Source organism: Arthrobacter sp. Z4-13, from assembly GCF_054792705.1.
On record NZ_CP096459.1, the window covers coordinates 3166040 to 3181226 of the forward strand.

At 65.3% G+C, this 15187-nt stretch carries 13 protein-coding genes; 7 read left to right on the plus strand and 6 right to left on the minus strand.

What is annotated here, in order from left to right; all coding sequences use genetic code 11:
• Window positions 1–134: 134 nt before the first annotated feature.
• The 5 genes from M1E07_RS16385 to M1E07_RS16405 all read left to right on the plus strand — a co-directional run bounded on the left by M1E07_RS16385 (window position 135) and on the right by M1E07_RS16405 (window position 4618).
• Window positions 135–896 (plus strand): lysostaphin resistance A-like protein, encoded by a 762-nt coding sequence (locus M1E07_RS16385; protein ID WP_461187686.1) that lies wholly within the window; start codon window positions 135–137, stop codon window positions 894–896.
• Between the two features lie 98 nt (window positions 897–994).
• The gene (locus M1E07_RS16390) at window positions 995–1435 is read left to right on the plus strand and encodes a VOC family protein (protein ID WP_461187687.1); all 441 of its coding nucleotides are present in this window, start codon (window positions 995–997) and stop codon (window positions 1433–1435) included.
• A 22-nt stretch (window positions 1436–1457) separates the two neighbouring features.
• The gene (locus M1E07_RS16395) at window positions 1458–2411 is read left to right on the plus strand and encodes a 1,4-dihydroxy-2-naphthoyl-CoA synthase (RefSeq protein WP_461187688.1); all 954 of its coding nucleotides are present in this window, start codon (window positions 1458–1460) and stop codon (window positions 2409–2411) included.
• A gap of 13 nt (window positions 2412–2424) precedes the next feature.
• Window positions 2425–3669, plus strand: coding sequence for an AMP-binding protein (locus tag M1E07_RS16400; RefSeq protein ID WP_461187689.1), 1245 nt, complete (start codon window positions 2425–2427; stop codon window positions 3667–3669).
• A gap of 67 nt (window positions 3670–3736) precedes the next feature.
• Entirely contained in the window at window positions 3737–4618 is an 882-nt protein-coding gene (locus M1E07_RS16405) for a 1,4-dihydroxy-2-naphthoate polyprenyltransferase (protein ID WP_461187690.1), read from the plus strand.
• A gap of 29 nt (window positions 4619–4647) precedes the next feature.
• Here the strand turns inward: M1E07_RS16405 and M1E07_RS16410 are convergent, their stop codons facing one another.
• Entirely contained in the window at window positions 4648–4959 is a 312-nt protein-coding gene (locus M1E07_RS16410) for a DUF4229 domain-containing protein (RefSeq protein ID WP_461187691.1), read from the minus strand.
• 62 nt (window positions 4960–5021) lie between these two features.
• Between M1E07_RS16410 and M1E07_RS16415 the strand changes: the two genes are divergently transcribed.
• Window positions 5022–5423, plus strand: a complete 402-nt coding sequence (locus tag M1E07_RS16415) for a PLD nuclease N-terminal domain-containing protein (protein ID WP_461187692.1) — start codon at window positions 5022–5024, stop codon at window positions 5421–5423.
• A gap of 6 nt (window positions 5424–5429) precedes the next feature.
• Window positions 5430–6038: a hypothetical protein gene (locus tag M1E07_RS16420; protein ID WP_461187693.1), complete on the plus strand. Its 609-nt coding sequence runs from the start codon at window positions 5430–5432 to the stop codon at window positions 6036–6038.
• A 23-nt stretch (window positions 6039–6061) separates the two neighbouring features.
• Here M1E07_RS16420 and M1E07_RS16425 read toward each other — a convergent pair whose 3' ends face one another.
• From M1E07_RS16425 to M1E07_RS16445, 5 genes are all read right to left on the minus strand, one after another.
• The gene (locus M1E07_RS16425; protein WP_461187694.1) at window positions 6062–7552 is read right to left on the minus strand and encodes a dynamin family protein; all 1491 of its coding nucleotides are present in this window, start codon (window positions 7550–7552) and stop codon (window positions 6062–6064) included.
• On the minus strand, window positions 7549–9435 hold the full coding sequence (locus M1E07_RS16430; protein WP_461190420.1) for a dynamin family protein: 1887 nt from the start codon (window positions 9433–9435) through the stop codon (window positions 7549–7551). Before M1E07_RS16430 ends, M1E07_RS16425 begins: the two co-directional genes overlap by 4 nt.
• Before the next feature lie 161 nt (window positions 9436–9596).
• The gene (locus tag M1E07_RS16435; protein WP_461187695.1) at window positions 9597–10661 is read right to left on the minus strand and encodes an IniB N-terminal domain-containing protein; all 1065 of its coding nucleotides are present in this window, start codon (window positions 10659–10661) and stop codon (window positions 9597–9599) included.
• A 162-nt stretch (window positions 10662–10823) separates the two neighbouring features.
• Window positions 10824–12893 carry a LuxR C-terminal-related transcriptional regulator gene (locus M1E07_RS16440; RefSeq protein WP_461187696.1) on the minus strand — a complete coding sequence of 690 codons (2070 nt, stop codon included), beginning with the start codon at window positions 12891–12893 and terminating at the stop codon, window positions 10824–10826.
• A gap of 1 nt (window position 12894) precedes the next feature.
• Entirely contained in the window at window positions 12895–15063 is a 2169-nt protein-coding gene (locus tag M1E07_RS16445) for an Hsp70 family protein (RefSeq protein ID WP_461187697.1), read from the minus strand.
• Window positions 15064–15187 lie beyond the last annotated feature (124 nt).

Here is a 15187-nt window from a genome sequence, read left to right on the forward strand (position 1 = left end):
ATATTCTAGGTGAAGCACGATTCCCCCGGCAACGCCACCAGCTCTCCCCCCGGCCCGACCAGGTAGCGCTAACTGCCGTTTTGGTGCTCCATAGCTACACTCGGCGCTACCTGGTTGGGGGCTAGGCTGAAACCATGGCCACCGCACACCGAATACCACCTGCACCACAGCCACAGCTCTACCGGTTTTCGCCCCTGGATGTGCTCACAGTCATCCTCTACGTGGCTCTCGCCGGGTTCTTCACCCTGGCCGGGGAGCTGCTTGCACCCTTCCTGCGGCAAATAGCCCCCACCCCTGCGGCTGCCTCCTATGCCACAAACCTGCTCTTCTATGCGTCCGTAGGCATACTGGCGTTCGTAGCTGCCCGGCGAGTGATGTGGCGCGACCTGCGCGTGCTGGCAACGCGTCCGTGGTTCACGCTGCTGATGGTCCCGGCCGCGGTCATCGCCATGATGATTCTCTCCGCCGTCGCCGTCGCGGCCAGCGGCAGTGTGGCGACCTCGGAAAACCAGGCCGGACTCCAGGCCTTGATGCAGCAGGTGCCCGCGTGGCTGATGGTCCCGCTGCTGGTGTTGGTGGGCCCGTTTGTGGAGGAGTTCATCTTCCGCCACCTGCTGATCGGCAAGCTGAGCCGGAGGGTGAATATCTGGGTGTGCTGTCTGTTGTCCGTGGTCCTGTTCGCCGCCCTGCACATCGTGGGACAGGAAGACCTGACGCTCACAGTCCTGATGCCCTATCTGGCCATGGGCGCAACACTGGTGTTTGTGTACGTCTGGACGGGCAGGAACCTGATGTTCTGCTACTTTGTCCATGCCGCGAAGAACCTGCTGGCAGTGGTGTTCATCTACGCCATCCCGCCGGAGTTCTACGAACAACTCCAGCAGGTTCAGGCCTGACGGGCAACCGGAAGCTGCGGATCTAAACCGGGCAACAACCCCATTCGCGCTGCTGACCGCACCTACCGCAGGAGCACCTGCCACCGTACCGTGGTGGGATGGGACTGAACATCCAGATTGTTATTGACTGCAGGGAACCGCACTCCCTCGCCGAGTGGTGGGCGGAGTCGCTGGAGTGGGCGGTGGAACCTCAGGATGAGGGCTTCATCCGTTCCATGATCGACCAGGGCTTCGCCACCGAGGACCAGACCACCGTGCATAACGGCAAGCTGGTGTGGCGCGACGGCTGTGCGATCCGGCCGCACGAGGAACTCGAAGCAAAAGCACCGGAACGGCGGCTCCTTTTCCAGACAGCGGCTGAGGGAAAAACTGTCAAGAACAGGGTGCACTGGGACATCAACCTGGCAGGCCGCGACAAGGACGAGGTGCGCCGCGAACTCGAGGCCCGCGGCGCCACGTTCCTCTGGACGGCCAACGAGGGCCCGCACTTCTGGCACACGATGGCTGACCCCGAGGGCAACGAGTTCTGCATCAGCTGACCCCGATTACTAGACTTGGACGGTGAGCAACCAAATCCCCGCCTCGGTGTCCGATGTCTTCGATCCAACCCGCTGGCGTGTTGTGTCCGGCTTCGACGACTTCCAGGACATGACGTACCACCGGCAGGTGGAGCGGGACGCCGACGGCGGATGGGTGCGCGACCTGCCCACGGTGCGGATCGCTTTCAACCGCCCTGAAGTCCGCAATGCCTTCCGGCCCGGAACAGTGGATGAGCTGTACCGGGCAATGGACCACGCACGGATGTCCCCGGATGTCGCCACCGTCCTGCTCACCGGGAACGGCCCGTCTCCCAAGGACGGCGGGCATTCCTTTTGTTCCGGTGGAGACCAGCGGATCCGGGGCCGTGACGGCTACCGGTACGCAAACGGTGAAACCCAGGAAAGCATCGATCCAGCGCGGGCCGGGAGGCTCCACATCCTGGAGGTCCAGCGGCTCATGCGCACCATGCCCAAGGTGGTCATCGCCGTCGTAAACGGCTGGGCGGCAGGCGGCGGGCATTCCCTGCACGTGGTCTCCGACCTCACCATCGCCTCCCGCCAGTACGGCCGGTTCAAACAGACAGACGCCACCGTGGGCAGTTTTGACGCCGGCTACGGCTCGGCCCTGCTGGCCCGGCAGATCGGCCAAAAGGCAGCCCGGGAGATCTTCTTCCTGGCCCGTGAATATTCCGCCGAGGACATGGTTCGGATGGGCGCCGTCAACGAGGCGGTGGACCACGAACGCCTCGAAGAGGTCGCGCTGGAGTACGCCGCGGATATCGCCCGGCAGTCGCCCCAGGCCATCCGGATGCTCAAGTTCGCCTTCAACCTTGCCGACGACGGCCTGGCAGGACAACAGGTGTTCGCGGGCGAAGCCACCCGGCTGGCGTACATGACCGATGAAGCCGTGGAGGGCAAGGAAGCGTTCCTGGAAAAACGCGACCCCGACTGGTCCAGCTTCCCGCACTACTTCTAAGGCAGGACGGGCAATGAACACTGAACCCCAAGACACCCGCTCCCGGAACGGCGAGCCGGCCGGAACAGGCGCAACCAGCACCGGCGTCCCCGATATCGACCCTGCACTGAAGGCGCTGGCCGCCGCACTCCACGGTGAGGGCCCCGCCGTCGAACTTTCTGTGGGCCAAGACGGCGCCCTGGTGGTGGGCCATGTCGAAACGCCCGGCTGCGATGATGCAGTGGCCGTGGTGCGCACCTCCGGGTCCACCGGAACTCCCAAGGCCACGGTCCTGACGGTGGAATCCCTGGCCGCGTCCTCGATGGCGACTGCCCTGGCGCTCAAGGGAGAGGGCCAGTGGCTCCTGGCGCTGCCCGTCCAGTACGTTGCGGGCATCCAGGTCCTGGTGCGTTCGCTGTTCGCGGGTACCCGGCCCTGGGTGATGGACATGTCAGGCGGGTTCACGCCCGAAGCCTTCACCGCTGCAGCGCAGGAACTGACGGACAAGATCCGCTTCACCTCACTGGTTCCCACCCAGCTTCAGCGCCTCCTCGACGAGCCGTCCCCGGAGACCCTGGCAGTGCTCCGCCGCTTCAACGCCGTCCTGCTGGGCGGCGCACCGGCCCCCGCCTCGCTGCTGTCCGCTGCCAGGGATGCCGGTGTCCGGGTGATCACGACTTACGGTTCGGCCGAGTCCTGCGGCGGCTGCGTCTACGACGGCTTTCCGCTCGAAGGGGTGTCCGTCCGCGTTGAGCACGACGGCCGCATCCTGCTGGGCGGCGACACCATCGCCGCCGGCTACCTGGAAGCGCCGGACGAGGCCGGCAGCACCTTCTTCGAGGAGGACGGCGTGCGCTGGTACCGCACCAGCGACCTCGGCAGCATCGACGACGACGGCCGCCTCACCGTTGCAGGCCGCGCCGACGACGTGATCATCACCGGCGGGATCAAGGTTTCGGCCGCGCACGTGCAGGAGGAGCTGGAAAAGTCCGACGACGTCGCCGCGGCCTTCGTGGCCGGCGTCCCGTCCGCGGAATGGGGCCAGGCCGTGGCAGCTTACGTGGCACTGGCAGGCCCGCCGGGAGGCGCCGCCGAGCGCCCGGGCTCTTCGGCAAGCGGGGAACACGCCGTCGTCCTTGAACAGGAATGGCACCGGACGCTGGGCATCCTTGCTCCCAAAACGGTCCTGGCGGCCCCCTCCCTCCTGATGCTTCCCAACGGCAAACCGGACCGCCTGGCCATGGCCGCCGAACTCAGCGCCCTGCACCAGGGAAAGTAAAGTAGACCTGCACCACCGGCAGGGCCCCATCCTGCCGCCTTCCCCAAAGTAACGCGAGGTACTGACCGTGGCTACAGCCGCACAATGGATCCAAGGCGCCCGGCTCCGAACACTGCCGGCCGCGATTGCGCCGGTACTGATCGGCTCCGCCGCCGCTTATGAAATGGATTCGTTCCTGCTCTTCAACGCCATCCTCGCGGCGCTGGTGGCCCTCCTGCTCCAGGTGGGCGTGAACTTCGCCAATGATTACTCGGACGGCATCCGCGGTACGGACGACGACCGCGTGGGCCCGCTCCGCCTGGTGGGATCGGGGGCTGCAAGCCCCGAGCACGTGAAACGTGCCGCGTTCGGTGCGTTCACCGCGGCCATGGTCTTCGGGCTCGTCCTGGTGGTCATCACCCAGAGCTGGTGGCTGATCCTGGTGGGGCTCGGCTGCGTGATGGCGGCCTGGGGCTACACCGGCGGCAAGAACCCGTACGGCTACATGGGCCTGGGTGACGTTTTTGTGTTTGTGTTCTTCGGGCTGGTGGCCACGCTGGGCACCACGTACACACAGGCCGGGCAGATCAACCTGCCGGCCATCATTGGCGCTATCGGCACGGGTCTGATCGCCACCGCGCTGCTCATGGCCAACAACGTCCGGGACATCCCCACCGACACGCAGGCCGGCAAGAAGACCCTCGCTGTGCGGCTGGGTGACAAACATGCCCGGGAGAGCTACGTGCTGATGCTCGCCGTGGCCATCATGCTGGTGGTGATCCTTGCCCCGGGGCGGCCGTGGATGCTGATCGTCCTGCTGCTGATTCCGGCGTGCCTGATGCCTGCGTGGCTGATGATCAACGGCCGCAAGCGGAAGAGCCTGATCCCGGTCCTGAAGCAGACCGGCCTGATCAACCTCGGCTACAGCCTGCTGTTCTCACTGGGTCTGGTGCTGAGCCACGGCTTCTAGGGCGCCGGGGCCAAGGCCGGGGTCTGGCGCTAGGAGCGCTTGGGGTCCTTGGCGTCGTTGCTGATGGCGATGTCCGGATTGGCGTCCAGAAGCGAGTCCTCCGCATGGGCGTCCTGGACTTCATTGGCTGAACGGATCGGCTTGGCCTTGCCTGAGAAACGCTGGTGGATGGCTGCGGCTGCCGCGTCCCGCTGCTTTTGGAAAAACAGGTAACTTACGGCGAACGCAATCAGTGCTGCGCAGATGACGGACATCAGCACACCCAACTGCAGGAGCATAAAAACCACAAACAGGGGGGCGAACAGAGCAAGGCGGATCAGGGAATATTTCAAAAAGGCCACTATTCCAGTTTAGCCGCCTCCCGCCCGAGGCCCCCGCGCCTCCTGACGATAGACTTATTGGCATGCTCCTCCGTGTGGCTTTGGCCGTCGCAGTCCTCGTCATCTTTGTGTATGGCCTCGTGGACGTGATCCGCACTGATGGACGCCTCACCCGGGGGATTTCCAAGCCCGCCTGGATCGTGGTCATGATTGTCCTGCCAGTGGTGGGCGCCATTCTCTGGCTCCTGATCGGCCGGCCGCGTGGGAGTTCCCCTCAACAGCAAAGCCAGCGCCATCCCACCGCCCCCGACGATGATCCCGACTTCCTCCGCAACCTCGAAGCCCGCCGTCGCCACCAGGCAGAGGCCGAGCGGCTCAAGAAGCTCAAGGATGAACTGGACGCCAAGGCGAAGGACGACGACGCCAAGGGCGGCGGCAAGGACAAGCACGAGACTGACGAACACGATACCGACGGGCTGAAGTAGGGGCGGATGACTCAGGAACCTGACGGAGAAGACCGGCTGCGGACCACAGCCCACGGGGCCGCAGCCCCGCCTTCACCCTCAGGTCCGCCAGCGCCGCCGCCAAGGCCAGGGCTGTCCTATTCCGCTCCGGCGCCCATCGCCGTCATCCCGGCAGCTCCCCACAGCGTCCGGGATGCGCGGACCCTCTGGCTCCTCAGCTTTGCCGCCGGGCTCGCCGTCCTGGCGGGATCGTTCCTCACCCGCGATTCGCATCTGGAACGGCTGCGCACAGTGGTGGTTCAAATGGCTCCCGGCGGCGGCGCCGAAGCCGTCACCACGGCCACGGGCATCGTCTTCTGGGGCAGCCTGGCGGCTGTCCTCCTGGTGATCCTGCTCGAGGCTGCGATGCTCGGCGTCGTGATGGGCCGGCAGGGCTGGGCGCGCTGGGTTCTGGTGCCGCTCCTGGCCGGGCATGTCATCGTCCTGCTGGTAGCCGCTGCCTTCCTTGTGCCCGAAGGCGACGCCGGCAGTTATGTGGTGCTGCTCTGGGGACTTCAGCTCCTGCTGGCGTTAATCGGGCTGGTGCTGTTCTTTGTGCCCTCAGCCAATGCCTGGCTGAAGTCGGGCCGGGACTGACCCATCGGTGGCCGGCCCGCCCCTCATGCGGGCTGGTGGGTCCCCTGTAGGGCGCACTGGGCAACAACACCCTCGCAGCTGCGGATAACCACCCGGCAGGCGTCCAGGGCGGAGCGGTCGGTCAGCGGGTTTTCCGCCACTGCCCGCCACCGCTCCACGCAGCGCCGGGCTTCCGCCGCCAGCTGTTCTGGTCCCGCATCAGCTTCGAGGCCCAGGCGAATGTAGGACGCGGCGCCCCAGCCCCCAATGAGGCCCTCGGCTTCGTTAGCCAGTTCAGGGTCCAGCGATACGCCGGTGGTCCGAAGGGTTGCCAGCAGCCGCAGTTCGCGGAACTCGTGGGCGTTGACTTGCAGCCGTTCCAGTGCGGCGGCCAAAGACCCTGTCCCGTCCCGAGGGGATGTGCGAAGCAGGGTTTCCACCCCCACCAACGCGGTCCTGGCCTTCAGCGCCTCGCCGCGGGCCTGGAACTGCCGCCCCAGCATGTCAATCAGGGGATCCAGGCCGCTGCGCCGGGCCAGTTCGTGGGCCAGGGGCGTGGGCTCGGCAAATCCATTGCGGATGAGAACCACGGCGAGGCGGATGCCGAACAAACCAAACCTTTCCAGCAGAGAGGCACGGGCCGCCGTCGTCAGCCCTTCCGGGCCTGCAGTCCGTACAAACCGGTCCGCCGAGAGCAGCAGCTTTTCCCGTTCTGCCCGTTCCATCCCGGCCAGCAGCTGCAGTGCCTCAAAGTCGGACTGGCGCAGGCTCCGGGCACTCTGTGCCAAGAGCCCGGCCACCGGGACCACCCCCAACGCCAGCTTCCGCAGGCTGTGGTCCTGGCGGTACCTTTCGGCGATCTCCCCGGCGGAGAGAAGCGAATCAATCCGTCCTGCTCCCACTTCATCGGCCCGGGAAAGGACTGCCAGCGCATTGACCGTGCCGGATCTCCCGGCCTCGGTGTCCTTGAATGACTCAAGGAACCGCAGATCGGAAGCGTGCATGTGGCGCATCAGGTAGATGATGGCGTCAGCTTCGGAGGGGGTGTCCTCCGGAGTCAGGAAGTGTGTGGACCGGGCGGACACGTCCCCTGACAGCGATGCAATGCCAGGGGTGTCGATCAGGGTCATGTCCCGCAGGCCCGGCGAGGGCCACTCCACTTCCAGCCGGTCCACCTCATCGGACTGCACGTTGCCCAGCACAAACACCAGGCGGCCGTCCACGCGTTTCACCGGCAGGCCGCGCGGTTCACCCTCCACAGGGTAGAGCGTGATCCGCGGGGTACGGCCGTAGCGGTACCACGTGACGATGCGCGTGCACTCCCCCGTGTCCGTGGGCGCTATCTCTTCACCGAGGATGGCGTTCAACAGGGTGGACTTTCCGGCTTTCACCATCCCGGCTACGGCGATCCGCAGGGGTTCGGCAAGCCTCCTGGCATAACCCTGCAGAGCTGCCACAGCTGCGGGATCCTCACGGTAGACCTCCAATGCTTCCTGCACCAGGTCTGCCGCCCCCGTGATGGTCGTCGCCGTCATCCGGTCGCCACAGCCGTCGGCGCCGCCGCTGCCGGCTGGCCCGCAGCCTTTGCCCCGGTACCGGGTGCCGGCAGCGCCTTGCCTCCGGCCACTTCGGCTGCCACGGCAGTGGCTGCCCTGTGCAACGCGTCAACCTTCCTAAGTTCATTCTTGATGTCGCGGATCCGTAAATCCTTTTCCAGGGCGTACGTGGTGGCAGCTTTCTGGGCTGCTGCCACGGAATCCGCCAGGGAACGGTGGTACTCGTCCGCGATCTCGGTGAAGTGGTCCCGGGTTGACCGCTGCACAAGCCGCAGCCGGTCCTTCAACTGCTTGCCCACCTGGAAGGTGACGTCGTCCAGCTGGCGCCTAACCAGGACCTTGGCCTCCCCTTGCCGGCGCTTCAGCCGCGCTTCCTTGTCCTCACGGTAGGCCTTGCGCCCGAGCAACAGGCCGGCGCCCACTGAGAGGGGATTGATCAGGGCCATTCCGAAGATTCCCGTCAGGAGCCCGAACATCAGTACGCCGCCATAGGAACCGCGCATGCCGATCAGGACTTTCTGCGCGGAATTGATGCGCCCGTCGTCCAGCGTGGGCATGTCGTCAACGGGGTCCAGCGCGTCACCCGTGTCTGCGACGCGAAGGACGGGCAACGTCACCTCGTCCGCGGCGAAGTGTTCGGCAACCTGCGCAGCCAGCCACTGCGACCGCTCGCTGGTCCATACAAACGTGTCGGAGACGGCAGCCGCCGTGCTTTCCTCGAGCCACTTGGAAATCTGTGGCCAGGCCGGTCCCGGGTCGCCTTGGTCAATGGCTGTCTCAGCCTCCCGTTGAATCCGCCGGAGTCGGTCACGCAGGTCATATTCCATGTCTGAGATGAGGTCGCCGATGCCATCATTCAACGTGATCTGCCAGCGGGCTGACCGTTTCCGAAGGTCGTCGGCCTCAGCCTTGGCCAGCTCCAGTCCGGCGATCATCTGCGGAGTCCCCTCCGGATTCTCCAGCGCTTCGAGCTCGGACTGCAGGGACAGGCGCAGATTCTCCGTGACAGACAGCAGATCCTGGCTGACGGAACGACGCTGGAGCCGCTCGGCCTTTCCGACGATCTCATTCCTGAGTTGGCTGATCAGGCCAGGGAATCCTGATTCCTCGTTGAGCTCACGGTCCTGCATGCGCGCCGCTTCCAGCCTCAGATCCGACGAGACGGCGATCAGTGGGATATCGGGGGCAACCCGTGAAAGGTGCCCCCTGTCGATCTCCTCAACCCGCCGCCAGTCCGGGTAGAGATCCGTCTTGGTGAGGACACCCACAACGCTGGGGGTGAGCCGCATGGCTTGTCGCAGGAAGCGCAACTCGGGCTCGGTGTACTCCTGCGATGCATCGGAGACGAGCAGCATGGCGTCTGCGGTTGGAAGAGCGGTCAGGGTGGTCAGCGTATGCGGGGAACCCAGTCCCCCAACACCGGGCGAGTCTATGACGGTAAGCCCCCCTGTCAGAAGCCTCCGGGGCAGGTTCACTTCGGCGGCCACCAGCTTTTTACCGTTACCTGGATTTCCCCGCTCCGAGACGTAGGAAGCAAGATCAGCAATGAGCACTGGCTGGCGCTCGATGTCGGCTTCGTCGTCAGAGTCGGCGTTGCCCTTGGGAATAAGGATGGCCGCGGAGGCCGGGTCTCCGTACCGGACCACGGTGGGGACAGAGGTGGCAATGTCGTCGTCGACAGGGCACACCGGCGCATTCACCAGAGCATTGACCAGCTTGCTCTTTCCCTGCTTGAACTCCCCCACCACGATGACCCGGACGGATGTATCCTTCAGCCGCTCCAACGTCTGGTTCAGGCGCTTGCGGAGGTCCGTGCGGTCTCCGCTGCGCACCAGTTCAAGGCCCTGCCCCACCAGTTCCATCAGTTGCACGGCCGACAGATTAGCCGGCGGCTTTACGGGTTCTGCTTCTGCCACGGCATGTCCTTTGCGTCAGTCTCAAAATGGACGTGGGGTAAGCCCCCGAAGTGCCCGGCAGGTGGTGAGCTCCTGCCGGGCACTGCCTGATACCGGGGACCTGGTGATCAGAAGTTGATCTCCGAATCATCGTCAGCGCTGATGTCGGTTTCAGAATCGTTGTCAATCCTGGTTGTGTTCGCTTCGTAGTCGAAATCGTATTCGTTACCGACATTGGTGAGGTCGGCATCCACCTTAGTCACGGTAACGTCTTCCACCTTCAAGGATTCGTTGCCGACGTTATGCAGGTTGGTGCTGCCCACGTTCTCCAGTTCGGTCTTGGAGTTATCGGTGTTGCCGACGTTTTCGAGGTCAGCCTTGATTTCAACGTCCGTCTCGTTCTTGTTGAGCGAGTCGTTGATGGAGTTGTCGTTGCCGGAATCCCGGACATCGATGTTGGTGGAATGGTCCTCGCGGTTGTCGGTGTTGCCAACGTTTTCCAGGTCGGCGTCAATATCAACTTCCTTGTTGTAGGAGTCCTCGATCTCAACTTCCTTGTTGAAGGAATCGTCGGCATCAATGTCGGTGTTGCCGATATTGACGTCCTCGCCGGCGTTGATGGAGCTGTCCTTCGAGTTATCCGTGGAGTTGTCCGTGTTGTAGGAGTCCTCGATGTTGTTCGAGTCCTCGATGTCGACGTCGTCGCCGGCTGCCACTGCGCGGTCACCGGAGGCGACAACGGAATCGTTGTCGAAGTACTGGGTGACGTCGCCGTCTGCCCAAATGTTCTGGTTGACGGACTGGTCCGTGATGGTGTCACGGTCATCCACAGTTGAGGTGTACGAGTAGTTGTTGACCACGTGGTGGAGCTGCTGGACAGCGTGGGCGTGATCACCGTTTCCGCCATTTGAAGGGGGCGGTGTGTAGCCGGTACCGCCGGTGCCCCCACCGCTGGGTGCGGTTGCGGACACGTTGCCGCCGGTGTTGTAGGTCCGGTCGAAGGAGGAAGCGTTGAGCGTGATGGGTGCGTAATCCAGGACCACCGGCATCGCAGCATCCACATCCGCGGAGCACACGCCGCCCAGGCCGTGATCGTCCAGAACCTTATCCGGGTTGTCCAGGAAGTCCTGCGCGGCCTGGCGATCGCCGAAGAGGTGCATCAGGAACTGGACGAGATCGTTTGCGAGTGTCATTTCGTGGTCCTCAATTTTCTCTGCCTTGCGGATCGCCCGGCTTGGTTCCGGGCTTGAATCTAACGTAAGGTTCCCCTTCGGGCCTGGGCATCGGGCCGTTTCCCCCTACCGGCAGCTCCCGTGCCGGGGAACTGCTTGCCCTGCCCCTAGGGGTATTAGGGGTTACTCCTGTTGGGGGTCTTCGGTGCCCAGCGCCAAGCGCAGCCGGGCCAGCAAATCAGAGCGGCTTTCTGCACCGAGGCGCCGGCGCATACGGGCGATGTGGTGTTCGGCAGTCCGGGGAGAGATATAGATTGCCTCGCCTATTTCCCTGTACGTCTTGCCCTCAAGCACCAGCCTGGCCACTTCCTTTTCCCGCTCGCTCAGCCCCGCACCGTCCGGCTGCATGCCGCTGGTTGATTCGGCGGCGGCCGTGTTTTCGGAATCCTGTGATCCGTTTCCGTGCCCTGCTGTATGTCCCTGCGGGTGCAGGTCCCTGGCGCAGCACAGCAGGCGCACCATGTCCTTCCGCTCGTCTGCCCGGGCAGCTGCGTGTCCCGCAAGCCTCGCACCTTCCCAAGGCATTCCCACCCTGCCGAGGCCCCGCGCTGCCGCTTCAACGTCGGCAGTCTGGAACCTGCCTGCGAGCACAGATACCCAGGCCTTGCCCGCAGCGGCAAGCATTGTGGCGAGGTGGCTGTGCTGGGCTGCCCGTGCCAGGGCGGCAGCATGGGGGGCCAGATCTGCTGGACTTTCACCCAGCAGTGTTGCCTGCACACCCGCCCAGTGGAAGGGCACTGACCATAGCGGCGGATCATCAAGGCGCCGCAGCAGTTGTTTTGCCTCGTCGAGGTAATGCGCCACGCGGCGGGTTTCCCGCAGCCGCGCTGCGGTAATCATCAGCTCGCCCCATGGCAGCAGGCTGTACAGGTCCACTGAGGTGTGCAGCATTGCTTCACGCGCCCGCTCCCAGGCCAGAACAAGTTCCGCCAGGTCACCGTTGCGCCGGGCAAGGCCTACTTCCAGGGCCGCCTTAAGGAACTCATCCCTCGGTACCAAAGGCCAGTGGTTGGTCTTCGACGCCTCGTTGATCGCGAGCCTGGCGTCCTCGAGTTTGTTCTGCTGCATGGCCGACCACGCCTGAAGCAGGTAGAGCCGTGGTTTTGCGGCATTACCGCCCTGCCCTGCGGCCGCGGCAGACCGGCATACGCTTTCCGCTAGATGCGGCTCTCCACTGTGCAGGGCCATCAGCGCGGCAAGTGCTGCCGGAGTGTCCGGAAGAGGAAGGGCGGTACCGGTTGCATTCAGCATGTCCGAGGCGTGGATCAGCAGCGGGAGCGCCTGCTGCGGATCCTGCGCCAGCGACTCGATGATGCCCTTTCCCGTTTGGGCCAGCGCGGCTGCCAGCAGCGTGGGAGATGCCGGCGGCGCATCCGCCGGGAACAGCGATTCGGCACCTGACCCGTTGCCGCAGCCGATCATGGCGACGGCGGCCAGCGGTGCCGAGGGACCCAACCTCGAGGCGCCCAACCAGCCGTAGGCGTCTGCACTGCGTGCCAGCATTCCGCGCTGGGCCCATACTGCTGACGCTACGTCCACCCCGCGGCGAACGTCGGGCGGATCCGGACAAACCAGAAGGGTGTCAATGATGCGGGTGGCAGCATCGAGGTCCCCGCCGGCTGCCGCCGCCTGTGCACGCCGTGCTGCGGTTGCTGTTTCGTCAGCTCCTGCCAACAAGGCTTCTTCGTAAAGCTGGGCGGCCAGAGCGGGATCATGCTCCAATACCTTGTCCCCCGTATGCTCCAGCTCGGAAGCAACGCGGGGGTCCGCCAGGCCGCCGCGGGCCAACTCGCGCGCAAAGTCCCCCATCGGCTGGCGGTCTGCCACATACAGCGTTACAAGTTCCCGCTGGAGGGCGTGCACCCGGGTCGTGGGGACTACGTTCAGCAGTGCATGCTGTGCCGGTCCAACGACGCTTCCGTCCGGTGAGAGCAGACCGGCAGACTCTGCCCGTTCCACCAGGGCGTCAACGCTCTCCACCTCGCCGCCGTCAATCTTCCGTTGCAGGTCAGCGGGCAGCGGTCCGGGCAGTTCGAAACCCACCGACAGCGCCAACAGAAGTTCACGCACCGCTGCGTTCTCACCCTTGAGCTGCCGGGCCATCTGCTCGGCAGCGCGGGGGCTTTGGCCTTGGTTGTTCAGGTTCGACTGCAAAAAACCATGCACTTCCTCGCGCGTTTGATGACCAGCCATCCTAGACCGCCGGCTCGGTAGTGATTGGAGTCGCCGACACCGGCACTGCCGGCTGGGTGGAGGTCGGCCCCGCAACCGGGGCCGCCACCGTGACGACGGGGACGGGGTCCGTAGGCGGCGGCGTTCCACCACCCTCAACCGGCGGCGGCGTCCCTCCACCCTCAACCGGCGGCGGCGTTCCACCACCCTCAACCGGCGGCGGCGTTCCACCACCCTCAACCGGCGGCGGCGTCCCTCCACCCTCAACCGGCGGCGGCGTCCCTCCACCCTCAACCGGCGGCGGCGTCCCTCCACCCTCAACCGGCGGCGGCGTCCCACCACCCTCAACCGGCGGCGGCGTCCCACCACCCACAACCGGCGGCAGCGTCCCACCACCCACAACCGGCGACGGCGTCCCACCCACAACCGGTTCGCCAGTTACTGGGCCCGTCCCGGGAGTACCCGTGGAATCCGGGGTCGCGCCAGCTGCTCCCTTGCCGGCTGCACCACCAGTTGTTCCGCCACCGGTCCCGGCAGGAGCACCCGTGCCCGAACCGGCAGCTGCACCGCCGGTAGACCCCGCAACAGCTTGGCTCGTGCCCAATGCCGCGCTCGATGATGGACTGCTGGTGGGCGCAGCATGCGTGTCCAAGCCTGCTTCGATGCCGGCCATCGGGGCCCCGCCGGCCACTGCGGTTTCCGGGCCCGGTCCGCTTCCGGCGGCCGGAACACCGGAACCACCCGGAGCGGACCCGGTGCCAGGGTCAGCTCTGGCTTCCTGTCCAAAAGCTGACGTGAGGCTGCCTAAGCCTCCCGGGCTTTGCGCAGCGGTGGCCGTGAGGACGGACACCAGGGCTGCGGCGGCTGCTATGGAAGTCAGCCGGACGGCCGGCCTTGGAGCATGTGCGCCGCCGTGGGCGTGCTCATGCGTCGCCCCAGCAGCCGCACCAGCCGCACCAGCCGCCGTCGCGCCTTTGCGTGACCAGCTGGCCCGGCGGCCGGGCAGGTGCCCCGCAGCCGCAAGAAGCCCGACGGCGGTGAGGCCGGCTTCCACGGGCGCCGCGCCTGGCCCCACTTCCGGCGTCGCTTCCTTGGCTTCGGAAAGTTCAGCACGCGCCAAAAGTGCCGAGACTGCGGCCCCCATGCAGATGGATGACTTCGGGTCGGCGTCGACGGCGATGGGCCGGTCGAGCTGTTCCGATATCAGCTGCGCCACGAGCGGAATCCGTGATGATCCACCGATCAACAGCACGGCGGAAAGGTCCTCCCGCTCCAGTTCCATCTCCGCCAGTGATTGTTCCAGCGCGTCGACCGTGTCCCGGACGGGATCCTCGATCAGCGCTTCGAAGTCTGACCGCACCAGGCGGACCTGCTGCTGGATGCCGGGAAGAAGCACGGAAATGTTCGCCTCGCTGTCCACGGAAAGCGCCTCCTTGGCTTCCACGCACTCCCGCCGCAGCCTGGCCAGCGCCCCGCGCACCCCTGCATCCGCCTGGTTGAGTTTCGACAGGGCACCTGCGGTGTGCTCGGCGACGTAGCGGAACACTTCCGCGTCAAAGTCGGCGCCGCCCAGGTTTTCAATGCCCTCGGGGCGCCCCACCAGCTCAAACCGGCTACTGCCGGCCTTCCTGAGGACAGCGGTGTCAAAGGTACCTCCGCCAAGGTCGTACACCGCGATGGTGCTGCCGTCCTCCACGCGGACCTGGGAGGCGTAATACACGGCCGCGGCTTCCGGCTCGGTGATAAGGGTGACGTTCTCCAGGCTCTTTGCGGCCATGGCCGCCAGTATCACCGATGTGCGGTGGCTACCCCAGGCGGCAGGATGGGTGAGGACGATTTCCGACGGCGGCGCGCCCTCGCGCTCCTCCGCACGGTCGGCAACCCAGCGGGCCACCGTGGCGAAGACGTCCTCCGGGGGAAGTGACAGCGCCCCCACGGAGATAGGTACGGAGTCGCCTACCCGTCGCTTGAACTCGCGCACCACCCGCGCGGGGGAGTCGAGGCCGCGGCGTTCTGCCGCCTCCCCCACCAGGATGGGACCGTCCTCCGGGTAGTAAATGACAGAGGGCACAGATGTCCCGCGAACGCCCAAAGGCAGGCACTCGGGGGCAGGGGAAGATCCTTGGTCAAACCGGGCAATAGCGGCAGCGGTGAAGCTTGTGCCGATATCTATGGCGAGCACGTAGCTCATGCGGACCTCGGTAAAACTGGTGTTTCGCCAGCAAGCTTCATCACGGGCGGACTTCACCAAGGTAGCATTACGGCCCTGCCCCGAACAGCCCTATTGCTCGACGGGACTGTCAGCTTCTGAAAGC